This window comes from Dryocola boscaweniae, assembly GCF_025215095.1.
GTDB lineage: Bacteria > Pseudomonadota > Gammaproteobacteria > Enterobacterales > Enterobacteriaceae > Dryocola > Dryocola boscaweniae.
The window spans coordinates 107,465-129,186 of sequence record NZ_JALHAP010000080.1 but is presented as its reverse complement, the minus strand read 5'-3'; the positions used below and the strand labels follow the sequence as shown (position 1 = coordinate 129,186).

Annotated in this window: 26 protein-coding genes and 1 tRNA gene; 15 read left to right on the top strand and 12 right to left on the bottom strand. The window is 51.6% G+C overall.

Features of this window, described 5'->3' with window-relative positions:
* The first annotated feature begins 9 nt into the window (after positions 1-9).
* The 3 genes from frdC to MUA00_RS14640 all read left to right on the top strand — a co-directional run bounded on the left by frdC (position 10) and on the right by MUA00_RS14640 (position 1,397).
* The gene (gene frdC / locus MUA00_RS14650) at positions 10-405 is read left to right on the top strand and encodes a fumarate reductase subunit FrdC (protein WP_271123768.1); all 396 of its coding nucleotides are present in this window, start codon (positions 10-12) and stop codon (positions 403-405) included.
* 10 nt (positions 406-415) lie between these two features.
* Positions 416-775: a fumarate reductase subunit FrdD gene (gene frdD, locus MUA00_RS14645; protein ID WP_271123767.1), complete on the top strand. Its 360-nt coding sequence runs from the start codon at positions 416-418 to the stop codon at positions 773-775.
* A 91-nt stretch (positions 776-866) separates the two neighbouring features.
* Positions 867-1,397 carry a lipocalin family protein gene (locus MUA00_RS14640; protein ID WP_271123766.1) on the top strand — a complete coding sequence of 177 codons (531 nt, stop codon included), beginning with the start codon at positions 867-869 and terminating at the stop codon, positions 1,395-1,397.
* On the opposite strand, the gene sugE is transcribed toward MUA00_RS14640, so the two are convergent.
* A complete protein-coding gene (gene sugE / locus MUA00_RS14635) occupies positions 1,394-1,711 on the bottom strand; it encodes a quaternary ammonium compound efflux SMR transporter SugE (protein ID WP_271123765.1) in 318 nt (105 codons plus the stop codon). The two genes, MUA00_RS14640 and sugE, sit on opposite strands and share 4 nt — an antisense overlap.
* 426 nt (positions 1,712-2,137) lie before the next feature.
* Between sugE and MUA00_RS14630 the strand changes: the two genes are divergently transcribed.
* Positions 2,138-2,605, top strand: coding sequence for a helix-turn-helix domain-containing protein (locus tag MUA00_RS14630; protein WP_271123764.1), 468 nt, complete (start codon positions 2,138-2,140; stop codon positions 2,603-2,605).
* Positions 2,606-2,645: 40 nt separating this feature from the next.
* Here the strand turns inward: MUA00_RS14630 and ecnB are convergent, their stop codons facing one another.
* The 3 genes from ecnB to efp all read right to left on the bottom strand — a co-directional run bounded on the left by ecnB (position 2,646) and on the right by efp (position 3,657).
* The gene (ecnB, locus tag MUA00_RS14625; RefSeq protein WP_271123763.1) at positions 2,646-2,792 is read right to left on the bottom strand and encodes a lipoprotein toxin entericidin B; all 147 of its coding nucleotides are present in this window, start codon (positions 2,790-2,792) and stop codon (positions 2,646-2,648) included.
* A 103-nt stretch (positions 2,793-2,895) separates the two neighbouring features.
* A complete protein-coding gene (locus MUA00_RS14620; RefSeq protein WP_271123762.1) occupies positions 2,896-3,030 on the bottom strand; it encodes an entericidin A/B family lipoprotein in 135 nt (44 codons plus the stop codon).
* A gap of 60 nt (positions 3,031-3,090) precedes the next feature.
* Positions 3,091-3,657 carry an elongation factor P gene (gene efp / locus MUA00_RS14615; protein ID WP_271123761.1) on the bottom strand — a complete coding sequence of 189 codons (567 nt, stop codon included), beginning with the start codon at positions 3,655-3,657 and terminating at the stop codon, positions 3,091-3,093.
* 40 nt (positions 3,658-3,697) lie between these two features.
* Here efp and epmB point away from each other — a divergent pair, with 40 nt between their 5' ends.
* Entirely contained in the window at positions 3,698-4,726 is a 1,029-nt protein-coding gene (gene epmB / locus MUA00_RS14610) for an EF-P beta-lysylation protein EpmB (protein ID WP_271123760.1), read from the top strand.
* A 132-nt stretch (positions 4,727-4,858) separates the two neighbouring features.
* On the opposite strand, the gene MUA00_RS14605 is transcribed toward epmB, so the two are convergent.
* The 4 genes from MUA00_RS14605 to MUA00_RS14590 all read right to left on the bottom strand — a co-directional run bounded on the left by MUA00_RS14605 (position 4,859) and on the right by MUA00_RS14590 (position 7,957).
* The gene (locus tag MUA00_RS14605) at positions 4,859-5,212 is read right to left on the bottom strand and encodes a DUF4156 domain-containing protein (RefSeq protein ID WP_333780879.1); all 354 of its coding nucleotides are present in this window, start codon (positions 5,210-5,212) and stop codon (positions 4,859-4,861) included.
* Positions 5,213-5,352: 140 nt separating this feature from the next.
* On the bottom strand, positions 5,353-6,999 hold the full coding sequence (gene groL / locus MUA00_RS14600; RefSeq protein ID WP_271123758.1) for a chaperonin GroEL: 1,647 nt from the start codon (positions 6,997-6,999) through the stop codon (positions 5,353-5,355).
* 40 nt (positions 7,000-7,039) lie between these two features.
* A complete protein-coding gene (locus MUA00_RS14595; RefSeq protein WP_043081801.1) occupies positions 7,040-7,333 on the bottom strand; it encodes a co-chaperone GroES in 294 nt (97 codons plus the stop codon).
* A gap of 138 nt (positions 7,334-7,471) precedes the next feature.
* On the bottom strand, positions 7,472-7,957 hold the full coding sequence (locus tag MUA00_RS14590) for an FxsA family protein (protein ID WP_271123757.1): 486 nt from the start codon (positions 7,955-7,957) through the stop codon (positions 7,472-7,474).
* A 343-nt stretch (positions 7,958-8,300) separates the two neighbouring features.
* On the opposite strand from MUA00_RS14590, the gene aspA reads away from it, so the two are divergent.
* The 5 genes from aspA to MUA00_RS14565 all read left to right on the top strand — a co-directional run bounded on the left by aspA (position 8,301) and on the right by MUA00_RS14565 (position 14,025).
* Positions 8,301-9,737 carry an aspartate ammonia-lyase gene (aspA, locus tag MUA00_RS14585; protein WP_271123756.1) on the top strand — a complete coding sequence of 479 codons (1,437 nt, stop codon included), beginning with the start codon at positions 8,301-8,303 and terminating at the stop codon, positions 9,735-9,737.
* A gap of 119 nt (positions 9,738-9,856) precedes the next feature.
* On the top strand, positions 9,857-11,158 hold the full coding sequence (locus tag MUA00_RS14580; protein ID WP_271123755.1) for an anaerobic C4-dicarboxylate transporter: 1,302 nt from the start codon (positions 9,857-9,859) through the stop codon (positions 11,156-11,158).
* A 245-nt stretch (positions 11,159-11,403) separates the two neighbouring features.
* Entirely contained in the window at positions 11,404-11,727 is a 324-nt protein-coding gene (gene cutA, locus MUA00_RS14575; RefSeq protein WP_271123754.1) for a divalent cation tolerance protein CutA, read from the top strand.
* Positions 11,703-13,403, top strand: a complete 1,701-nt coding sequence (locus MUA00_RS14570) for a protein-disulfide reductase DsbD (protein WP_271123753.1) — start codon at positions 11,703-11,705, stop codon at positions 13,401-13,403. Before cutA ends, MUA00_RS14570 begins: the two co-directional genes overlap by 25 nt.
* A 46-nt stretch (positions 13,404-13,449) precedes the next feature.
* Positions 13,450-14,025: a transcriptional regulator gene (locus tag MUA00_RS14565; protein WP_271123752.1), complete on the top strand. Its 576-nt coding sequence runs from the start codon at positions 13,450-13,452 to the stop codon at positions 14,023-14,025.
* A 2-nt stretch (positions 14,026-14,027) separates the two neighbouring features.
* Here MUA00_RS14565 and MUA00_RS14560 read toward each other — a convergent pair whose 3' ends face one another.
* On the bottom strand, positions 14,028-14,630 hold the full coding sequence (locus tag MUA00_RS14560) for a LysE family translocator (RefSeq protein WP_271123751.1): 603 nt from the start codon (positions 14,628-14,630) through the stop codon (positions 14,028-14,030).
* 48 nt (positions 14,631-14,678) lie between these two features.
* Entirely contained in the window at positions 14,679-15,518 is an 840-nt protein-coding gene (locus MUA00_RS14555) for an AraC family transcriptional regulator (RefSeq protein WP_271123750.1), read from the bottom strand.
* Between the two features lie 184 nt (positions 15,519-15,702).
* Here MUA00_RS14555 and MUA00_RS14550 point away from each other — a divergent pair.
* Positions 15,703-15,778 (top strand) — tRNA-Phe (locus MUA00_RS14550).
* A gap of 156 nt (positions 15,779-15,934) precedes the next feature.
* On the opposite strand, the gene MUA00_RS14545 is transcribed toward MUA00_RS14550, so the two are convergent.
* The gene (locus MUA00_RS14545; RefSeq protein ID WP_271123749.1) at positions 15,935-17,188 is read right to left on the bottom strand and encodes an O-antigen ligase family protein; all 1,254 of its coding nucleotides are present in this window, start codon (positions 17,186-17,188) and stop codon (positions 15,935-15,937) included.
* The gene (locus tag MUA00_RS14540; protein WP_271123748.1) at positions 17,185-18,153 is read right to left on the bottom strand and encodes a glycosyltransferase family 8 protein; all 969 of its coding nucleotides are present in this window, start codon (positions 18,151-18,153) and stop codon (positions 17,185-17,187) included. The genes MUA00_RS14545 and MUA00_RS14540 overlap by 4 nt, the downstream gene beginning before the upstream one ends.
* Before the next feature lie 312 nt (positions 18,154-18,465).
* Here MUA00_RS14540 and yghU point away from each other — a divergent pair, with 312 nt between their 5' ends.
* From yghU to MUA00_RS14520, 4 genes are all read left to right on the top strand, one after another.
* Positions 18,466-19,332 carry a glutathione-dependent disulfide-bond oxidoreductase gene (yghU, locus tag MUA00_RS14535; protein WP_271123747.1) on the top strand — a complete coding sequence of 289 codons (867 nt, stop codon included), beginning with the start codon at positions 18,466-18,468 and terminating at the stop codon, positions 19,330-19,332.
* A gap of 148 nt (positions 19,333-19,480) precedes the next feature.
* Positions 19,481-19,873, top strand: a complete 393-nt coding sequence (locus tag MUA00_RS14530; RefSeq protein WP_271123746.1) for a hypothetical protein — start codon at positions 19,481-19,483, stop codon at positions 19,871-19,873.
* Between the two features lie 113 nt (positions 19,874-19,986).
* Positions 19,987-20,907, top strand: a complete 921-nt coding sequence (locus tag MUA00_RS14525) for a metal ABC transporter substrate-binding protein (RefSeq protein WP_271123745.1) — start codon at positions 19,987-19,989, stop codon at positions 20,905-20,907.
* Positions 20,904-21,722 (top strand): manganese/iron ABC transporter ATP-binding protein, encoded by an 819-nt coding sequence (locus MUA00_RS14520; RefSeq protein ID WP_271123744.1) that lies wholly within the window; start codon positions 20,904-20,906, stop codon positions 21,720-21,722. The genes MUA00_RS14525 and MUA00_RS14520 overlap by 4 nt, the downstream gene beginning before the upstream one ends.

Genomic DNA, 21,722 nt, shown 5'->3' with positions numbered 1-21,722 from the left:
GAGTGCACAATGACCACGAAACGTAAGCCGTATGTTCGCCCCATGGCGCCTAACTGGTGGCAAAAACTGGGCTTCTACCGTTTTTATATGCTGCGTGAAGGAACCTCGGTGCCGACCGTCTGGTTCAGCATCCTGCTGATCTGCGGTCTGTTTGCCCTGAAAAATGGCCCGGAAAGCTGGGAGAGCTTTGTCAGTTTCCTGCGCAACCCGATTGTCGTGATCCTTAATGCGATCACCCTGGCTGCCGCTTTGCTGCACACCAAAACCTGGTTTGAGCTGGCGCCGAAGGCCGCCAACATCATTATTAAAGATGACAAAATGGGACCAGAGCCGGTGATTAAAGGGCTGTGGGCGGTAACTGCGGTTGCCACGGTCGTCATTTTGTTTATTGCACTGTTCTGGTAAGGAGGACGTTATGATCAATCCCAATCCGAAACGCTCCGACGAGCCGGTTTTCTGGGGCCTGTTCGGCGCAGGCGGCATGTGGGGCGCGATTATCGCGCCGGTTATCGTGCTGCTGGTGGGTATTATGCTGCCGCTCGGCCTGTTCCCCGGCGACGCGCTGGGCTATGACCGCGTTTATGCCTTCGCCCACAGCTTGATTGGCCGCCTGTTCATCTTTCTGATGATTGTACTGCCGCTGTGGTGTGGCCTGCACCGTATTCACCACGCCATGCACGACCTGAAAATTCATGTGCCTTCCGGTAAATGGATATTCTATGGACTTGCGGCAATTTTGACTGTAGTAACATTTATCGGGGTGATCACCCTTTAAATACCCGCTTCCGTCTAAAAATGCCTGCCGCTGAGCAGGCATTTTTTTTGCCGCAATCTACACTTAGCAAAAAGCTGATAAGGAAAAAGCTATGCGCATCTGGCCGATTGTTTCCGCTGTAACAGTGGCGTTTTTGGTTGTTGCCTGTAGTTCCCCTACCCCGCCGCCGAACGTGACGGTGGTGAACAATTTCGACGCTAAACGCTACCTTGGGCAATGGTACGAAATCGCCCGTTTCGACCATAGCTTTGAGCGTGGCCTGGAACAGGTCACGGCAACCTATAGCCTGATGGATGACGGAGGTCTGCGGGTAGTGAATCGCGGGTTTAATTCCGATCGCCAGATGTGGCAGCAAAGCATCGGCAAGGCATATTTCACCGGTTCCTCAGACCGTGCGGCCTTGAAAGTCTCGTTCTTCGGCCCGTTCTATGGCGGTTATAACATCATTGCGCTGGATAAAGATTATCGCCACGCGCTGGTATGCGGGCCGAATCGTGATTATCTGTGGATACTCTCCCGCACGCCGACCATCAGCAACGAAGTGAAGCAGCAGATGCTGGATACCGCGACCCGCCAGGGCTTCCCGGTAGAGAAGCTCCTGTGGATTAAACAGAAAGGTTAATGGGTGCTGAGTTTAAGCCCAATAATGCCGATAACGATTAAAGCCAGGCTCGCCAGACGGGCCGGGCTTGCGGATTCGCCTAACAGCACAATACCGGTTATAGCCGCACCGACCGCGCCGATTCCCGTCCAGACCGCATAAGCGGTACCGGTTGGCAAAGTTTTCATCGCCCAGGACAGCAGCGCCACACTTACCACCATCGCCACGATAGTCATCACGCTTGGCCATAAACGGCTAAAACCATGGGTATATTTGAGCCCCACGGCCCAGACCACTTCCAGAAGACCCGCAATAACAAGAATAAACCAGGACACATTAGCTCCAGAAAAGGGCCGTCCCCATTGAAAAAGAAGCGCTTACAGGCCGTCCCGCAAGGCTGATATGAAGGAGAGTAGTGTATCACTGCGAAAGTGACAAAACAGCCTCCGGGGTATTTTTGCTCTGGCAGGCGGCATCCCCGCTTTCCAGCGCCTTCACATGAAAAAGCTAAGCCTGGAAATAGCTCAGAATTGTTGCGTAGATCACCAATTCATTTGCTTAAAACATACATATGATTAAAACGTTTCTTTGCGTCCCTGGAAAGGCTGTAATAATGAAAGTCGTGAACGTTAAAAATGTATAAAATATTATTGGTTGATCGCTGTTACTTTAGTCTTCTGGGCCTGAGACAATTAATCAACAAAAATAATACATTCTGTATTTCTGAAACTGATAATTTACTTCTCGCCCGGGAAAAAATTATGCAGTGGCAGCCCAACATGGTTATTGCCGATTTCTCAGGGTTTTCAAGCATATTGCATAATGTACAACAGCTTTCAGCCATTTATTCTGCCTGTGGGAAGTCGACCCGCCTGCTGGTAATGCAAAGCGGAGACCATCCGCAAATTGAAGAGTATTGTCAAAAGCAGGGCACACAAGAGATATTCAGTAAGTCGCTGCCTTTACACGACGTTAATTCTCTTATTGAGAAAACATTAAATAGCCGTCCACCTTTCAGATACCGGCAACAGCATACTGCCTCGCTGTTAACTTTACGTGAGGAGCGAGTTTTAAAATTATGGACGGAAGCGGCAAGTAACGAAATGATTGCTAAGGTAATGGGAATCAGTCCAAAAACGGTTTACACCTACAAACGGAATATCCGCATGAAATTAGGGGCTGATAACCGTTTTTCTTTATTTTTGGCGCATCCATTAGAAGTGGCGTAATAACGGTACGGCAGTGATTACCGTACCGCCGTGGTTCAGATTAGTTCTGTGCTTTAGTGGCAGCACCAGAAATCGCGTTGCCGCCATCCTGAATATCTTCACCAACGCCACGCGTAGTATTACAAGCCGTCAGCAACGACGAAAGCACCACGAGTGAAAAGAACGCTGCAATAGTTTTCTTAAGCATGACATTTTTCCTTTTTTGCCCATGTGGTTGTGTATAGCCACTTAAGCATAGCCAAAAAATGGAAAGCTGACGCAGATGGAAGATTTTTTAGGAGTTGTGGTAACTATTTGTTAGTTGCACGCTCGATGGCTCCGCCAAGATGCTGTAGATCTTCGCCAAAACCGCGCGTTGTATTGCACCCACTCAGGAACGTCGCCAGACACGCGACAAAAAGAAGCTGCTTAGCCAGTCGATTCATCTTCCCTGCCCTCAACAAGCGGCGGCGCAGTGCAAAGACTACGCCGCAATCGCACGCGTTTTACTTAACGCGAGAAACGTATTCACCAGAGCGAGTATCAACTTTGATCACTTCGCCAATCTGTACGAACAATGGAACTTTAACCACCGCGCCGGTAGACAGCGTAGCGGGTTTACCGCCGGTACCTGCGGTATCGCCTTTCAGGCCAGGATCGGTTTCAACAATTTCCAGTTCCACGAAGTTCGGTGGAGTCACCTGGATTGGACGACCGTTCCACAGGGTAACGATACATTCAGCCTGGTCGAGCAGCCATTTAGCGTTATCACCAATCGCTTTTTCGTCAGCAGCCAACTGCTCGAAGGTTTCGTTATTCATGAAGTGGTAGAACTCACCGTCGTTGTACAGGTAAGTCAGGTTCATATCGATAACGTCTGCGCCTTCGGCGGAGTCGGTGGATTTGAAGGTTTTTTCAACGCGGGTGCCGGTCAGCAAACGGCGCATTTTAACGCGAGCAAAGGCCTGGCCTTTACCTGGTTTCACAAACTCGCTGGATTCGACTGCGTAAGGCTCGCCTTCGAACATGATTTTAAGACCGGCACGGAAATCGTTGCTAGAATAAGTCGCCATAAGGCCCTCTGAAATTGTTAATTGGTAGCTTAGCCAAAAAATGGCACACATTGTAACCCTAAATCCCCCCCGCAGAGAAGATTGGTTAACGCAACTTGCCGATGTTATAACCGATCCCGACGAACTGCTGCATATTTTAAACATAGATGCTGATGAAGAATTGTTGGCAGGCCGTGATGCGCGCCGACTTTTTGCCCTGCGCGTTCCGCGAGCGTTCGTTGCCCGCATGGAAAAAGGCAATCCGAACGACCCGTTGTTACGCCAGGTTTTGACGGCCAGACAGGAATTCATCGCAGCACCGGGTTTTAGCACCGACCCGCTGGAAGAACAGCACAGCGTGGTGCCGGGTTTACTGCACAAATACCGCAATCGCGCCCTGCTGCTGGTAAAAGGCGGCTGCGCCGTAAACTGCCGCTATTGCTTCCGCCGCCATTTTCCCTACGCCGATAATCAGGGCAACAAGCGTAACTGGCAGGCCGCGCTCGCTTATATCAGCGAACATCCCGAGCTTGACGAAATTATTTTCTCCGGCGGCGATCCTTTAATGGCGAAAGACCATGAGCTGGACTGGCTGCTGAACGAGCTGGAAGCTATCCCGCATATTAAACGTCTGCGCATTCATAGCCGCCTGCCGATTGTTATCCCGGCGCGTATCACCGATACGCTTGCTGGCCGTATAGCGCGCTCGCGTTTGCAGGTTTTGCTGGTTAACCATATCAATCATGCGCAAGAGATTGGCGACGAATTCAGAGCGGCCATGAAGAGCCTGCGTCAGGCGGGCGTTACGCTGCTCAACCAGAGCGTGCTGCTGCGCGGCGTTAATGACAATGCGCATACGCTTGCGCAGCTAAGCAACGCGCTGTTTGATGCAGGCGTGATGCCTTATTACCTGCATGTGCTGGACAAAGTACAGGGAGCGGCACATTTCATGGTAAGCGACGATGAAGCGAGGAAGATTATGCGCGAGTTGCTGACGCTGGTTTCCGGCTATATGGTGCCGAAACTTGCCCGTGAAATTGGCGGCGAGCCGAGTAAAACGCCGCTGGATTTGCAGCTACGGCAGTCATAAGAAAAACCGGTGGATGGCGCTGGTGCTTATCCACCCTACACATTTAAGCGTTGGTTGGGTGAGCAAAGCTCCCCTCCATAGTTTCGAACGTAGGGCGGGTAAGCTTTGCGCCACCCGCCGCAAATCACTAAATCAGTTCGGGCACTTATAAACCTGGCCGGTCATTTTGCTGGCGGTCGGCGCAAAGCTTGACAGCAGGTTCTGGCTTGGGCTGCTGACGCCATAAATCACGTTGCCGCCCATAGCCGCTGCATTATTACGCAGAGCATTTGCCGCGCCGCGCATAGAGCCGCCTTCATCGCCATGCTGCCCGGATAACCAATTGCTTTGCTCACCCGTAGCGCTGCCTAACAGTTGGCAGTTGCTGGCCGGCTTCTCTTCAACAAAACGAACGCTCTGCCCGGCAGCGCTCAGCTCGTTGCTGGTACTGCACCCTGCCAGCAGCAGCACTGCCACAGCCATTCCTGCTGAAACTTTTATGCGCATGTTGTTCCCCGTAATCAATGCCGTATTGAATGTTGCGGGCCATCTTGCCCGGTAAGACCTTATACCAGACTGCGGCCGAAAAGAAAAAACCCTCAGACATTTCTGCCTGAGGGTTTCTTTAACACAAGGTGCTAAGGCAATTACATCATGCCGCCCATGCCACCCATGCCGCCCATACCACCAGCAGCGCCTAAATCAGGAGCGTCGCCTTTTGGCAGGTCGGTCACCATGCATTCGGTGGTGATCATAAGACCAGCCACAGAAGCCGCGTACTGCAGAGCAGAACGGGTCACTTTGGTTGGGTCCAGGATACCCATGTCGATCATGTTGCCGTATTCTTCAGTTGCCGCGTTGTAACCGTAGTTGCCGTCGCCCGCTTTCACGGTGTTAGCAACAACGGATGGCTCTTCGCCGCAGTTCAGAACGATCTGACGCAGTGGCGCTTCCATTGCACGCAGCGCAACTTTGATACCCACGTTCTGATCTTCGTTCACGCCACGCAGTTCGCCCAGTTTAGAAGCTACGCGAATCAGCGCAACGCCACCACCGGCAACCACGCCTTCTTCTACCGCAGCACGGGTTGCGTGCAGGGCATCTTCAACGCGAGCTTTTTTCTCTTTCATTTCAACTTCGGTAGCCGCACCGACTTTGATTACCGCAACGCCGCCTGCCAGTTTCGCTACGCGCTCCTGCAGTTTTTCACGGTCATAATCAGAAGTCGCTTCTTCGATCTGCTGGCGAATCTGGCTTACGCGGCCAGCGATCGCGGCTTCTTCACCGGTACCATCGATGATGGTGGTGGTGTCTTTGTTGATAACGATACGTTTAGCGCTACCCAGGTCTTCCAGAGTTGCTTTTTCCAGCTCCATACCGATCTCTTCAGAGATAACGGTACCGCCGGTCAGGATAGCAATATCCTGCAGCATTGCTTTACGACGGTCGCCGAAGCCCGGTGCTTTAACCGCAGCGACTTTCACGATACCGCGCATGGTGTTCACAACCAGAGTTGCCAGCGCTTCGCCTTCAACATCTTCTGCGATGATCAGCAGTGGCTTACCGGCTTTCGCAACGGCTTCCAGTACCGGCAGCATTTCACGGATGTTGGAGATTTTTTTGTCAGCCAGCAGGATGAACGGGCTGTCCAGCTCGATTGAGCCGGTTTCTGGTTTGTTGATGAAGTATGGGGACAGGTAGCCGCGGTCAAACTGCATACCTTCTACTACGTCCAGCTCGTCCTGCAGGCCGGTGCCTTCTTCAACGGTGATAACGCCTTCTTTGCCTACTTTTTCCATCGCTTCAGCGATGAGTTTACCGACGGTTTCGTCGGAGTTAGCAGAGATGGTGCCCACCTGAGCGATAGCTTTGGAATCAGAGCAAGGCACGGACAGCGCTTTCAGCTCTTCAACAGCGGCGATAACGGCTTTATCGATACCGCGCTTCAGATCCATTGGGTTCATGCCCGCAGCAACGGCTTTCAGGCCTTCGGTGATGATGGACTGAGCCAGTACGGTTGCGGTGGTGGTGCCGTCGCCTGCAGCGTCGTTCGCTTTAGAGGCAACTTCTTTCACCATCTGCGCGCCCATGTTTTCGAATTTGTCTTCCAGCTCGATTTCACGCGCTACGGAAACACCATCTTTAGTGATGGTCGGTGCACCGAAAGATTTATCCAGAACCACGTTACGGCCTTTAGGACCGAGGGTAACTTTCACTGCATCTGCCAGTACGTTTACGCCGCGCAGCATTTTCACACGAGCGTCGTTACCGAATTTTACGTCTTTAGCTGCCATTTCTTATATTCCTCAAATTCGTTCAGTTTCGTGCGTGTAATTACGCTTCAACAATTGCCAGGATGTCGCTTTCGGACATGATCAGCACTTCTTCGTTGTCGATCTTCTCAGACTTCACACCGTAACCATCGTTGAAAATCACGATGTCGCCGACTTTCACGTCCAGCGGTTGCACGTTACCGTTTTCCAGGATGCGGCCTTTACCGACAGCGATGATTTCGCCACGAGTTGATTTACCTGCAGCACTCCCGGTCAGCACGATGCCGCCCGCAGATTTGGACTCAACTTCTTTACGCTTGACGATGACACGGTCATGTAATGGACGAATACTCATGTGATAGCTCTCCTTTGAGAAAGTCAGTATCAATTGTTTGGGTAACGCCGGCCCAAATGGGTTATCGGCTGGTGACGAGAGAGATGGGGATGAGCTCTCCCCCCTTCAAGGGGGGAAAACAAAAAAATTTTCGAAATTTTAACGATCGTGACGATTGTCGTTATCACGCTCTTCAAGCCGCTTTGGGCCATCGTCCTTACGCTGGTATTCGCCATCGAAGGTTTGCCCACGGTCGGAGCCTGCGCTAAAGCCGCCGCCCGGGGTGCGCGAAAAGCGCAGGTGCGGCATCAGTTTTAACGTCAGATGCTTTTGTACCGGCGGCAGCAACAGCAGCAGGCCGAGGAGGTCGGTAAAGAAGCCCGGCAGCAGCAGCAGGAAGCCTGCCAGCACCAGAGAAACGCTTTTAATCATCTCTGCCGCAGGGCTTTCGCCCGCCGCCATTTTCTGCTGCATCTGCATAAAGGTTTTAAAGCCCTGGTTACGCACCAGCGACATACCAATTACCGAAGTGAAGATAACCAGCAGCAGCGTCAGCAGGACACCCAGCACGTGAGCCACCTGAATAAAAATAGATATCTCTATGTAAACGTAGAGAAAAATAGCAATTAACGGTATCCAGCGCACCGTATTCTCCTGTAGTTGGACAACAAGCCCCTTCTGGCGCTCGTAAAAATGGGTTAGCGATAAGTCATTGCTAACAGATGGCGGCGCATTAGCCAAAGATCAATCTAAGCACCAGGTTATTTTTCTGGAAATATTCATCCATTGATCGATATCACATATTAATAATAGTTATGTGATGAGAGTTTTAATAAGTGATCCAGATTGCTGCTTTTCGCTATGATCAGCATATCATCACGGCATGGAGACCGAATATGGACATAATCTTCGGTCTATTCATCTCACGACCACACATCGTGTGCGTGAAAACGGTGCATTTATTGGCAGCTTGAAAAAGAAGGTTCACATGTTAAATAACATTCGTATCGAAGAAGACTTGTTGGGTACCAGGGAAGTGCCAGCGGATGCCTACTATGGTATTCATACTCTGAGAGCGATTGAAAACTTCTACATCAGTAACAACAAAATCAGCGATATTCCTGAATTTGTGCGCGGTATGGTCATGGTGAAAAAAGCGGCAGCGATGGCGAACAAGGAGCTGCAAACCATCCCGAAAAGCATTGCCAACACCATTATCCAGGCCTGTGACGAAGTGCTGAACAACGGTAAGTGCATGGATCAGTTCCCGGTGGATGTTTACCAGGGCGGCGCCGGTACCTCCGTTAACATGAATACCAACGAAGTGCTCGCCAACATTGGGCTGGAGCTGATGGGCCACCAGAAAGGTGAGTATCAGTACCTGAACCCGAACGACCACGTTAACAAATGCCAGTCCACCAACGATGCCTACCCAACCGGTTTCCGCATCGCGGTTTATGCCTCCATCATCAAGCTGATCGACGCCATTAACCAACTGGGCGAAGGCTTCCAGCGCAAAGCCGTCGAATTCGAAAACATCCTGAAAATGGGCCGTACCCAGCTACAGGATGCGGTGCCGATGACGCTGGGCCAGGAGTTTCACGCCTTCAACGTCCTGTTAAAAGAAGAAACCAAAAACCTGCTGCGTACCGCAGAGCTGCTGCTGGAAGTTAACCTTGGCGCAACGGCAATCGGCACGCGCCTGAATACGCCAGAAGGTTACCAGCAACTGGCGGTGCAGAAACTGGCGGAAGTCAGCAACCTGCCGTGCGTACCGGCCGAGGATCTGATTGAAGCGACGTCGGACTGCGGCGCATACGTTATGGTTCACAGCTCCCTTAAGCGCCTGGCGGTGAAAATGTCGAAGATCTGTAACGACCTTCGCCTGCTCTCCTCCGGCCCGCGCTCGGGCCTGAATGAAATCAACCTGCCGGAACTGCAGGCCGGTTCGTCTATTATGCCTGCCAAAGTAAACCCGGTTGTGCCAGAAGTCGTAAACCAGGTGTGCTTCAAAGTTATTGGTAACGACACCACCGTGACCATGGCCTCCGAAGCGGGTCAGCTACAGTTGAACGTTATGGAACCCGTCATTGGCCAGGCGATGTTTGAGTCCACCCACATCCTGACCAACGCCTGCTATAACCTGCTGGAAAAATGCATCAACGGCATTACCGCAAATAAAGAAGTGTGCGAAAGCTATGTCTACAACTCCATTGGTATCGTCACCTATCTGAACCCGTTCATCGGCCACCACAACGGCGATATCGTCGGTAAGATTTGTGCGGAAACCGGGAAGAGCGTGCGGGAAGTTGTTCTGGAGCGCGGCCTGCTGACAGAAGCCGAGTTGGACGATATATTCTCGATCCATAACCTGATGCACCCGGTCTACAAAGCAAAACGCTACACGGATGAAAGTGAACAATGATAATTCCGGTTAGTTAGCAAAGCCTAAAGGCACGTCCATCGCGACGTGCCTTTTTCATTTCAGGCTTACATTAATACAACAACTTATTTTCAACTCATTAAACTTCAAGGAAGCACATTATGTTTGGCGCTGAACTCGTTATCGTCCTGCTGGCGATTTATCTCGGGGCCCGGCTTGGCGGCATAGGTATTGGTTTTGCCGGCGGTCTGGGCGTATTAGTTCTTACACTGCTGTTCCAGATTAAACCCGGGGCCATTCCCTTTGACGTCATCGAAATCATCATGGCGGTTATCGCCGCCATTGCCGCTATGCAGGTGGCGGGGGGTATGGATTATCTGGTCAGTCTCGCGGAGCGTCTGCTGCGCCGTCATCCAAAATACATCACTTTCCTCGCCCCGCTCGTCACCTGGTTTATGACGATTCTGGCAGGCACTGGACACACGGCGTTCTCCACGCTGCCGGTCATTACCGAAGTGGCAAAAGAGCAGGGCATTCGCCCTTCCCGCCCGCTTTCCGTCGCCGTAGTGGCTTCTCAGATTGCTATTACGGCCTCGCCGATTTCCGCAGCCGTCGTTTTCTTTGCCGGAATTCTGGAACCGCTGGGCGTCAGCTATCTGACCCTGCTGGCTATCTGTATTCCGGTTACGCTTGTGGCCGTCATGCTGACCGCAGTCGTCTGTAACTTCCTCGGCTGCGAGCTGAAAGACGATCCTGTTTATCAGGAACGCCTTGCCAAAGGCGAAGTGCAACTGCGCGGCAGCCAGGTCTTCAAGCTGAAACCGCACGCCAAACGCTCGGTGCTGCTGTTCCTGATCGGTATCGTCGCGGTAATGTTTTATGCCACCGCCATCAGCGACACCGTTGGCCTGATTCAGAACCCGGTGCTGCCGCGTAACGAAGCGATTGTGGTCTTCATGCTGACCATCGCCACGCTTATCTGCATCACCTGTAAAATCGACACCGGCGAAATCCTCAACGCCAGCACATTTAAATCCGGTATGAGCGCCTGTATTTGCGTGCTGGGCGTGGCGTGGCTAGGCGATACCTTCGTCAAAAACCATATTCAGGATATTCAGGGCTTCGCGGGCGACCTGCTGCAAAGCTATCCGTGGCTACTGGCGGTGGTGCTGTTCTTTGCCGCAACCCTGCTTTACTCCCAGGCGGCTACCACCAAAGCGCTAATGCCCGCCGCGCTGATGCTGGGCGTCAGCCCGCTCACCGCCGTAGCCTCTTTTGCTGCCGTCTCCGCCCTGTTCGTGCTGCCAACCTATCCTACGCTGCTGGCAGCGGTAGAAATGGACGACACCGGCTCAACCCGAATCGGCAAGTACGTGTTTAACCACGCCTTCCTGATTCCTGGCGTGATTGCCATAACGCTGTGCGTGATCTTCGGTTTTATCGTCGGCGGTCTGGTTCTGTAAATCTGGTAAAAACGGGTCGCTTAGCGGCCCGTAAGACTTCTGACAAATTCCTGTGCGCTTAACAGTGCCGATCCGGGTGCTAATAAAAATAAAGAATTATATTTTCTGGTTTATCCCAAACACCCGAAAACCACGTTTTCGGGTGTTTGTTACTAATCTGACGGGTCGCTTAGCGGCCCGTTTAACACTCTCTCTTCTCCCGCCATGCTATAGTCTTCCGCTGTTTCCCACGCAGGAGGTAAGCCATGTCGACTACCCAGGCCGTTGTCATCCTTTGCACCGCTCCAGACGAGGCCACCGCCCAGGAGCTTGCTGCCCTTGCGCTGGCAGAGAAACTCGCTGCCTGCGTTACCCTGTTGCCAGGCGCTACGTCGCTCTATTACTGGGAAGGAAAAATGGAACAGGAGTATGAGGTGCAGATGCTGCTCAAAAGCGACATCGCCCACCAGGAAGCTCTGCTGGCCTGCCTGAAAGCGCATCATCCTTATCAAACCCCTGAATTACTGGTGCTGCCAGTTACCCACGGAGACAGTGAATACCTCTCATGGCTTTACGCATCCTTACGCTAATTTTTCTGCTTTTTAGCACGCAAACTTTTGCAGGTCTGTTCGATAACCAGGGCAAAACGCAGTTCGTTCCCGTCGATCAGGCCTTTGCCTTTGATTTCCAGCAGTCCGGCAGCCAGCTCAACCTGAACTGGCAGATTAAGCCCGGCTACTATCTGTATCGTCAGCAAATCAAACTCAACCCTGCTCTGGCGGAGGTAGCACCGCCGGCGATGCCTGAAGCGGCCTGGCATGAAGACGAGTTTTACGGCAAAACCGAGATTTACACCGGGCAGCTAAACCTGCCGGTAACGGTAAAATCCGCGGATAAAGGCGCGACGCTCAGCGTGACATACCAGGGCTGCGCCGAGGCGGGGTTCTGTTATCCGCCGGAAACGCGCGTTGTGCCGCTAAGCGCGGTTTCTCCTGACCCTCTCCCCGAAGGGGAAAGGGCCGGGATGAGGGAAGCAGTAGACGCTAATGCCAGCCAGCTTCCCTTCTCCGCACTTTGGGCGTTCCTCATCGGCATCGGCATCGCCTTCACACCTTGCGTGTTGCCGATGTACCCGCTGATTTCCGGTATCGTGCTGGGCGGCAAACAGCGCTTATCCACCGCTCGCGCCCTGTTGTTGACCTTTATCTATGTCCAGGGGATGGCGCTCACCTATACCGCTCTGGGTCTGGTGGTTGCCGCAGCGGGATTGCAGTTCCAGGCCGCGTTGCAGCATCCATACGTGCTGATTGGCCTGTCAGCGCTGTTTGTTCTGCTCGCAGCGTCCATGTTCGGTCTGTTCACGTTGCAACTGCCTTCGTCGCTGCAAACTCGCCTCACGCTGATGAGTAATCGCCAGCAAGGCGGTTCGGCTGGCGGCGTCTTTGCCATGGGCGCGCTGGCAGGGCTAATTTGCTCGCCATGCACTACCGCGCCGCTTAGCGCCATCCTGCTTTACATCGCCCAAAGTGGAAATATGTGGCTCGGGGGCGGCACGCTGTACCTTTATGCGCTGGGCATGGGTCTGCCGCTGATCCTCATCACCGTCTTCGGCAACAAGCTGCTGCCAAAAAGCGGCCCGTGGATGGAAACGGTTAAAATCGCGTTTGGGTTTGTGATCCTCGCCCTGCCGGTATTTCTGCTGGAACGCGTATTGGGAGACATCTGGGGCATTCGCCTGTGGGCGCTGCTCGGAGTAGCGTTCTTTAGCTGGGCGTTTATCACCAGCCTGCAAGCCCGCAAATCGTGGATGCGTATCATGCAGATTATCCTGCTGGCCGCGGCTCTCGTTTGCGCACGTCCGTTGCAGGACTGGGCTTTCGGCGCCAGCGTAACCACAAGCCAGCCGCACCTGAACTTCACGCGCGTAGCTAATGTCGGGCAGCTCAACCAGGCGCTGGCGAATGCAAAGGGCAAACCGGTAATGCTGGATCTTTACGCTGACTGGTGCGTAGCCTGTAAGGAATTCGAAAAATACACCTTTAGCGACGCGCAGGTGCAACGGCAACTGAGCAACAGGGTATTGTTGCAGGTGGATGTCACCGCTAATAACGCGGAAGACGTGGCGCTGTTAAAGCACTTAAAAGTTTTGGGGTTACCGACAATTTTGTTCTTTGATGCCGAAGGGCGAGAACAGCCACAGGCGCGCGTCACCGGCTTTATGGATGCGAGCGCTTTTGGCACGCATTTGCGCAATCACGCGCAGTAAACAACACTAATGTGGGATAAACCGTTGAACGACGGAGGAGAAAACCGTGCAACGCGAAGACGTACTTGAGCACGCCCTGCACGTCCTTGAACGTGAAGGCATCGCCAGCACTACCCTTGAAATGGTAGCGCATGAGGCGGACTACCCGGTGCAGGAAGTAAAGCAATTCTGGCCTGACAGTGAAGCTCTGCTCTATGACGCCCTGCGCTATCTGAGCCAGCAGGTTGATGCCTGGCGCCGCCAGCTAATGCTCAACGAAGAGCTATCGCTTGAGCAGAAACTCCTAAAACGCTACCAGGCGCTGACGGAATGCGTCAGCAATCAGCGCTATCCCGGCTGTCTGTTTATTGCCGCCTGCACTTTTTATCCGGACGCCTCGCATCCGATTCATCAACTGGCCGACCAGCAGAAAAAAGCCGCCTGGGAATATACTCACGAACTGCTAACCCAGTTGGAAGTGGACGACCCGACGATGGTTGCGCATCAAATGGAACTGGTGCTGGAAGGCTGTCTGAGCAAGCTGCTGGTTAAGCGCAGTCAGGCCGATATCGATACCGCGCGCCGTCTGGCGGAGGATATTTTGCGCTTCGCCCAGTGCCGCCAGGGTGGGGCGTTAACCTGAGGCTACCCCATAAATCCGGCCCAGGCTGATGCGAATAAGCACAATGCCATCACGCGTTGAAACCAAACGAGTGATGTCGTTGTGCGAAACAGCCGCGTGGCCGCTTTTCCCAATAAAGCCCAACAGCTTAAACACAGCAGTGAAATTAACAAAAACCAAAGGGATAACAGCGATATATCCTGCAAAGGATGCGCGCCGCGTGGCGCAAACAGGCTGACCACCGCCAGCGCCATCATCCAGGTTTTAGGATTGATAAGCTGCAATATCGCAGCCGCGCGACAGCTAAACGACCGCCGGGACTCATCGGTTAAATTCGTCGCCGGGGCCGCGAAAAGCTGCCAGCTCATCCAGCTTAACCACAGCGCTCCTGCCCAGCTCATCGCTTCGCGCACCAGCGGAAACTGACGCAGCGCCTCGCCCGCACCCGCCCCGGAAATAAACACGATAAGACTGGCGGCACAACAAGCCCCCAACACCGCAGGCATGGTGGCTTTTACGCCGAAGCGCTGGCTGTTAGCCAGAATCAAGATATTGGTCGGCCCTGGAGTGATTGAGGCGACAAAAGCGAAAAGTAAAAACGGTGCTGATGAATAAAACTGGCTCACGGTTCAGAAACTCCTCCATTGGTCTGAACCCCGACTTTCGACTTTTTTTTAAGGCGCGTCTGGAAGGTTTGTGCACAACCTGCGGTAATGAGCCGGCGTTAGCCGATACGCGCGCTGGAACCAGCGTCCTAAATGGCTCTGATCGGCAAATCCCAACGCAGCCGCGACATTTGCAGGCAGCTCTCCTTTCGCCAGCAGCGCTCTCGCCCTTACAAGGCGCAACTGGATAAGCCAGGCGTGGGGCGCCATATGAAACTCTCTTTTAAAACAGCGGGAAAGCGTAAATCTATCCGTTGCTGTTTCGCGCGCCAGATCCGACAAGCCAATATTTTCACCAATATGCGCGTGAAGATAGTCCCTGGCCCGATTGGCAATCGCCGTGCTTTGCACCCGTGAAGACAGGCGCTTTCGCCACTGACAATGTTCTGTAAGCTGCCCTAAAAGATTATCCATCGTGTTTTGCTGCACAATGCGCATTTCTTCGCTGTGCAGAGCATGAAAAGCGCCGGAAATGGCCCGGACGAGCTGCGGCTCACGAGCAATGGTGCGAGAAAAATGCAGCGAATAGCTGGAAGGGATAGTTTCAAACAGGCCCTGGAGAGTACGCGTTAGCCATTGCTCTTCAAGGTAGAAGGTCAGATAGGTAAACCCGCCAGCAACCGGGGCGTCGCCATCATGAATCTCCCCGGGCTCAAGGAGAAAAACATCTCCGGGCGTGCTGTGATGGCGTTCGCGACGGCAGTGAAACTGCTGCGTACCCGCAAGGGTAATGCCCACCAGATAACTATCGTGCCAGTGAGGATCGTACGCATGCCCTTCAAAGTGGACCCGAATCGTCTCAATGCCCGTTTCGCCATGTTGATGAAGCTCAAGCCAGTCTTCTGCCATACCACCTCCTGAAATCAGCCCGTAAGCCTACACGGCGCGTCCAGAAAAAGTCTGGAAGATTTGTGCAACATTGCGGCAACAAAGACAAAGAGTGGGCCAGATTGACGTAAACTTAAGCGATTGAACAGTTTTTCCTGAAATATTATTGACGGGTAAAGGCCTTTACGGTTTAATGCGCCCCGTTGCCCGGATAGCTCAGTCGGTAGAGCAGGGGATTGAAAATCCCCGTGTCCTTGGTTCGATTCCGAGTCCGGGCACCACTTATTCAGAAAAACCAGCCTACGGGCTGGTTTTTTGCTTTCCGGAGTACGGCCTCTTCATCAAACTGTTTTTCAAACACAAAACGATTGTTCGTCTCATCCATGAGACGTGTCATCGGTCAGCGACAACCTGCCGCTTTATCGTGATTTAGCCCTTCAAACATCTTTTTCGTGTCCTTCTTTTTTGCTGGATGACAACGTCCCCACCAACAGGATACACAAGCAAAGTATCATCACCGTCTGTCGCTGGATTAACACCGTATCCGTTAAACCAAACATGACAAGCGTAAGCAGCAAATAGAAGAGTTCATATCTCCTGTTTTTCAACGCATGCCATGCTGTAGCAAAATACAACAACAGAACTGACAATAGTCCCATCAGACCCTGTAAAGAAAGGGTTTCAAGTAAGTCGTCATGCAGGTGGTAAATAACATTTTTGTAAGCTTCCGGATTACCCCGTTCTTCTGTCTTAATCCAGTTTCTTGCCTTCGTATTTCTGTCGTCAGGGTTCTGACCGCTTAAAGAAAACTCTGTACTGTGCCAACCAGACTTCCAGATTGAGAAACGTGCGCCAATTGACGTACTGTTATTATTATCATAGCTTGAAACTTCAGTTTGAATACTATGCATTCTGTCCCAAACACTAGCGGGGACAAGAGCTATTATAATAACTATTGAAGCCAATAGGGTTGCTACTTTCCACTTCCATGATATAAAACGATAATGAAAAAGGAAATAAACAAAATAAATTTGAGGTGTGAACAACAAGGCGGCCCGACTTTCAGTTAAAAATAATAAGGCCATATTAAAACCTAATATAGCAATAAAGATCACAAGCGAAATCGCAGAATTATTTACTACCCTTTTAAGAAAGGCCAGGCAAGTTATAAAAATAAATACTATTAGATAGGAAACTGTTCCAGATGAGTCAGTACCAAGCTGTATACGACGGTGAATAATAGACCATTCATGATAGCCAAAATAAACAAGTGCAAGCGTCCCTAACACCAATATACCCGCAGCTAGTTTAATAGTATTTTCATGAAGTAAATGTCTTCTGTACCAGAAAAACCAGACAAGAAAAGCGCCAAGAATAAAACGCTTCCCTCCCGTCGTATAGTTGTATATAACATCCCCCCAACTTGAGTCGTGGAAGTATTTACCCCATAAAAAACGAGTCAAACCTATAACAAACAAAGAAATACAGAGCAAAGCCAGAGGGCGGTTAACTACCACTCTTTTTCTTATCATATCGATGATAAAATAAACGATCCCGATATAACTTAAGCAATAAAAAACCTTTACTGAAAAAGCATCATAAAACAGCGCCATAGCCAATGACAGAACGGCCAATGTGAAACAAACATTGAAAAAAAATGGCTCGTAAAATTTTAGAGATTTTAATTTCATAATTTAATATACCGCATCTTGTAATAATTAATTAGCCAACGTATGCCTGGAATAAATTTTCTATTTCTTAGAAGAAGTTTATAAAATTTTTTCGCTTGCCAATCTTTTTCTGGAAGATCAAAAGGGATCTTTGCTAAATGTGATTTATTGTAAATTTCCCAATAAAAACGGCATACAGCCTGTTCATTCCATTGTTGCCATGGTTTATCTGCTCCGGCATAGTGAAGGAAAACAGTTTCTGCTGGCGGCAAAGCACAATATCCCTGCTCATCATGCTTGAGCATAAAAATGGTATTAAAACGTCGCTCCCCAAAATCAATATATCCTTCAAGAATAATATTCAGCGCATCCTGATCAAGGTATTTGAAACTCTTCCCTTTTTTAAGTAATAAATCAAACACAGCTTCACTGATATTAAGCTCATTCCAACGCTGTTTATTAATCAACATAACCCCTGCGTTAAAATACCTGCTTCCCTTAAGCCCAGCCTTTTCTGCCAGGACCGGAGCAAGCTCAGGTGACTCACTAATAACATAAGCTACTTCGTCTGTTAAAGGATGAGACCATAGCTCATCACATGGAGCGAGACATACTATATCCGCGTCCAAATACAGCAATCGGTCTTCTTCGATCAACTTCGGTGCCAGCAAACGGTAATAGGTGGCCTTGCTGAACAAATCGGTTGTCGGTAAATCAGAGAATAGTTCTGGAGAAATCTTATGTAGCGTTAACCCGCAGCCACCTGTTTCAGCGATATTCCGGTAAGCGCTGCAATCCTCTTCTGACAGCTCCGAAGATAATATATGGAAATGGAATACGAAACGCTCACTATGATTAATTACCGATTGCATGGTAATCATAGCGTGTCGGATAAAACTTCCATCCACTCCGAAAAATATTGCTTTGCCGCCGGTAGACGGGCAGATTATTTCGGATGTTATTGACTGCCTGATTTGTGTAATCACTTGGCTCCGTAATACATCATCCAACGCCACACTGTGCGCATCATTGTTTATTGGTCGGAACACACTTTATCCTATTTAAAGACCCACCTTCAATGAATGGGCGGGCCTGACAACGTAACCTTTTACCTTTTCTGCCCTTTCCCCAATCTTCCTCTTCCCGCCTGCTACACTTCAAGGTCATTATTCCGCTCAGTTGTAGGGCGGATAAGCGACAGCGCCATTCGCCAGATTTGTGGTTTCATACCGATAACGGCGGATGACGTAACCTTATCCGCCCCGTGTAATTTTCCTGACAGAAGGCAGGCCAACAACATGTCCGAAAACAACTACCAACCGCCAAAAGTCTGGACCTGGAACAAGTCCGAGACAGGCCAGTTTTCCAACATCAACCGCCCTGTTGCCGGGCCGACGCATGAGAAAACGCTGCCATCAGGCAAACACCCGCTACAGCTTTACTCGCTGGGCACGCCTAACGGCCAGAAGGTGACGATTCTTCTGGAAGAACTCTTAGCGCTGGGCGTAAGCGGGGCGGAATACGATGCGCACTTAATCCGTATCGGAGAAGGCGATCAGTTCTCCAGCGGCTTTGTGGAAGTGAACCCAAACTCTAAGATTCCGGCGCTGCTCGATAACTCCGCCACGCCGCCGATTCGTGTTTTTGAATCAGGCTCTATTCTGGTTTATCTGGCGGATAAGTTCGGTTATTTCCTGCCGCAGGACATCGCTACGCGTACCGAAACGCTGAACTGGCTGTTCTGGCTGCAGGGCTCGGCACCCTATCTTGGCGGCGGCTTCGGCCATTTCTATCACTACGCGCCGGTAAAAATCGAATACGCTATCAACCGTTTTGCGATGGAAACCAAGCGCCAGCTCGACGTGCTCGATCGCCAACTGGCAAACCATCGCTTTATCGCAGGCGAAGAGTATTCCATTGCCGACATGGCGATTTGGCCGTGGTATGGCGCTCTGGCAAAAGGGGGATTGTACGACTCAGCGGAGTTCCTCGACGTCGCGTCATACAAACACTTCCAGCGCTGGGCCGATGAAGTGGCGAATCGTCCTGCGGTTAAGCGCGGGCGTATCGTGAATCGCACCTGGGGCGAGCCATCCGAACAGTTGCACGAACGCCACGATGCCTCTGATTTTGAGTTGCGCACCGAAGACAAACTGACACGCTGAAGATTGACTCATAAGCCTGCCAACGCGGGCTTATTTAATTTAAAAATAAACAACTTTTTGGTGGTTTCCCGATAGCCGTTGCGGGTACTTTCCCTCCCAAACCGGAGCAGAAGTTCCGCATCGCCGTTTCTGTTATCAAGGAAACTCCATGTTTAAAAAATCCATTTTACTCCTGGCGCTTTTGCTGGTCGGCTGCGCGCAGCCCGCCGATAAAACGGTAGAAGCCATCAATAAAATTTCGCTTCCTGCCACTACGGCGCAAACAGCAAGCCAGGCGAATCCGGCGGAGCTACAGGCCCTGCATTCCGCCAATCAAGAAATAATCATTCGTCTTACCGCCGAAATTAAAGAAGAGAAAACCCAGGACGTTCGCACGGCTGATATTCTCGATCCTCACAGCGACGTACATCCGGCTTTTCAGGCATTAACGCAGCTTGAAGAAATCAATCAGCTCAATGATGTTTACCTTAAACAAAGAAATAAAAACGGATTAGCGCTGATAGAAGAAGCCCTGAAACCGCTGCAGAACACAACGACTTAAGTTCTGCCCCCTCGCAATTAAATGATAATTATTTGCATTTAAACATAGCTACAGCTATGTTTTATAGCAATTGCTATATCTGTTTACTTATCAGACGAATCAGAGGGGATGACATGTTCGGGAAAGCGGCGGCGAAAAAAACAATCTTAGTAGCGGGCATGATGGCGGCGCTGATGCTCAACTCATCCCAGACCTGGGCGAAAGAAAAGTTTAAAGTCATCACCACTTTTACCGTCATCGCGGACATGGCAAAAAACGTGGCGGGTGACGCGGCAGACGTCGAGTCCATAACCAAAGCCGGGGCTGAGATCCACGAATATCAGCCAACGCCCGGCGATATCCGCCGCGCTCAGGGCGCGCAGCTTATTTTAGCCAACGGCCTTAATCTCGAACTGTGGTTCCAGAAGTTTTATCAGCATATTGAAGGCGTGCCGGAAGTCATCGTCTCAAAAGGCATCACGCCGACCGGCATCACCGAAGGTCCCTATAACGGCAAACCGAATCCACACGCCTGGATGTCGCCGAAAAACGCGTTAATCTACGTCGATAATATTCGCGATGCGCTCGGCAAGTACGATCCGGAAAACGCCGCCGTTTACGCTAAAAATGCCGAAGCCTATAAGCAAAAAATCCAGCAAACCCTCGAACCACTGCGCGATGAGCTGAACAAAATTCCTGAAAACAAGCGCTGGCTGGTCACAAGCGAAGGCGCGTTCTCATACCTCGCCAACGATTACGGATTGAAAGAGCTGTATCTGTGGCCGATCAATGCCGACCAGCAGGGCACGCCGCAGCAGGTGCGAAAAGTCATCGACACCATTCGTAAAAACAACATCCCGGCGATATTCAGCGAAAGCACCATTTCCGATAAACCGGCCCGCCAGGTAGCGCGTGAATCCGGCTCCCGCTACGGCGGCGTGCTGTATGTCGATTCCCTGAGCGCGGCAAATGGTCCGGTTCCCACCTATTTAGATCTGCTGCGCGTCACCACCAGCACTATCGTTAAAGGCATCAACGAAGGAGCGCAAAAATGACGGATATTTTCGGCATCTCCGTGCAGGATGCCAGCGTAACCTACCGCAACGGACACACCGCCCTGCGCGAGGCCACGTTCCGCATCCCAACCGGTACCATCGCGGCGCTGGTCGGGGTTAACGGCTCCGGCAAATCCACGCTCTTCAAAGCCATTATGGGTTTTGTTCATCTGGCGAAAGGCAGCATATCCATTCTCGGCATGCCGACCAAAAACGCGCTGCGCCAGAACCTGGTTTCCTACGTGCCCCAGTCCGAAGATGTGGACTGGTCCTTCCCGGTTCTGGTGGAAGACGTCGTAATGATGGGCCGCTACGGGCATATGGGCATGTTGCGTATTGCGGGCAAGGCCGACAAAGAAGCCGTAGACCATGCGCTCGCGCGCGTTGGCATGAGCGATTTCCGCCATCGGCAGATTGGCGAGCTTTCCGGCGGGCAGAAAAAGCGTGTGTTTTTAGCCCGCGCTATCGCCCAGGACGGCCAGGTCATCCTGCTGGATGAGCCCTTCACCGGCGTTGATGTCAAAACCGAAGAGCAAATCATCAGCCTGCTGCGCGAGCTGCGCGACGAAGGCCGTACGATGCTTGTCGCCACCCACAATCTTGGCGCGGTCACCGACTACTGCGACCATACCGTGCTGGTAAAAGGCACCGTACTCGCCTACGGCCCAACGCGCGAAACCTTTACCCAGGAAAATCTCGAAATCGCCTTCAGCGGCGTGCTGCGGCACGTCACGCTCACCGGCCTGGAAACCAGCGTGGTAACGGACGACGAACGCCCGTTTATTCGCGCTGCCGGGCAGATAAAAGGAAAATAG

What these genes read in the sequence shown, in the direction of transcription:
- yghU (WP_271123747.1), top strand. Translation starts at nt 18,466, where the DNA reads ATGTCCGAAAACAACTACCAACCGCCAAAAGTCTGGACCTGGAACAAG.
- efp (WP_271123761.1), bottom strand. Translation starts at nt 3,657, where the DNA reads ATGGCGACTTATTCTAGCAACGATTTCCGTGCCGGTCTTAAAATCATG.
- MUA00_RS14570 (WP_271123753.1), top strand. Translation starts at nt 11,703, where the DNA reads ATGGCTTTACGCATCCTTACGCTAATTTTTCTGCTTTTTAGCACGCAA.
- frdD (WP_271123767.1), top strand. Translation starts at nt 416, where the DNA reads ATGATCAATCCCAATCCGAAACGCTCCGACGAGCCGGTTTTCTGGGGC.
- MUA00_RS14580 (WP_271123755.1), top strand. Translation starts at nt 9,857, where the DNA reads ATGTTTGGCGCTGAACTCGTTATCGTCCTGCTGGCGATTTATCTCGGG.
- MUA00_RS14630 (WP_271123764.1), top strand. Translation starts at nt 2,138, where the DNA reads ATGCAGTGGCAGCCCAACATGGTTATTGCCGATTTCTCAGGGTTTTCA.
- MUA00_RS14525 (WP_271123745.1), top strand. Translation starts at nt 19,987, where the DNA reads ATGTTCGGGAAAGCGGCGGCGAAAAAAACAATCTTAGTAGCGGGCATG.
- aspA (WP_271123756.1), top strand. Translation starts at nt 8,301, where the DNA reads ATGTTAAATAACATTCGTATCGAAGAAGACTTGTTGGGTACCAGGGAA.
- MUA00_RS14555 (WP_271123750.1), bottom strand. Translation starts at nt 15,518, where the DNA reads ATGGCAGAAGACTGGCTTGAGCTTCATCAACATGGCGAAACGGGCATT.
- MUA00_RS14520 (WP_271123744.1), top strand. Translation starts at nt 20,904, where the DNA reads ATGACGGATATTTTCGGCATCTCCGTGCAGGATGCCAGCGTAACCTAC.
- epmB (WP_271123760.1), top strand. Translation starts at nt 3,698, where the DNA reads ATGGCACACATTGTAACCCTAAATCCCCCCCGCAGAGAAGATTGGTTA.
- frdC (WP_271123768.1), top strand. Translation starts at nt 10, where the DNA reads ATGACCACGAAACGTAAGCCGTATGTTCGCCCCATGGCGCCTAACTGG.
- MUA00_RS14595 (WP_043081801.1), bottom strand. Translation starts at nt 7,333, where the DNA reads ATGAGTATTCGTCCATTACATGACCGTGTCATCGTCAAGCGTAAAGAA.
- MUA00_RS14640 (WP_271123766.1), top strand. Translation starts at nt 867, where the DNA reads ATGCGCATCTGGCCGATTGTTTCCGCTGTAACAGTGGCGTTTTTGGTT.
- MUA00_RS14620 (WP_271123762.1), bottom strand. Translation starts at nt 3,030, where the DNA reads ATGAATCGACTGGCTAAGCAGCTTCTTTTTGTCGCGTGTCTGGCGACG.
- ecnB (WP_271123763.1), bottom strand. Translation starts at nt 2,792, where the DNA reads ATGCTTAAGAAAACTATTGCAGCGTTCTTTTCACTCGTGGTGCTTTCG.
- groL (WP_271123758.1), bottom strand. Translation starts at nt 6,999, where the DNA reads ATGGCAGCTAAAGACGTAAAATTCGGTAACGACGCTCGTGTGAAAATG.
- MUA00_RS14605 (WP_333780879.1), bottom strand. Translation starts at nt 5,212, where the DNA reads ATGCGCATAAAAGTTTCAGCAGGAATGGCTGTGGCAGTGCTGCTGCTG.
- cutA (WP_271123754.1), top strand. Translation starts at nt 11,404, where the DNA reads ATGTCGACTACCCAGGCCGTTGTCATCCTTTGCACCGCTCCAGACGAG.
- MUA00_RS14545 (WP_271123749.1), bottom strand. Translation starts at nt 17,188, where the DNA reads ATGAAATTAAAATCTCTAAAATTTTACGAGCCATTTTTTTTCAATGTT.
- MUA00_RS14530 (WP_271123746.1), top strand. Translation starts at nt 19,481, where the DNA reads ATGTTTAAAAAATCCATTTTACTCCTGGCGCTTTTGCTGGTCGGCTGC.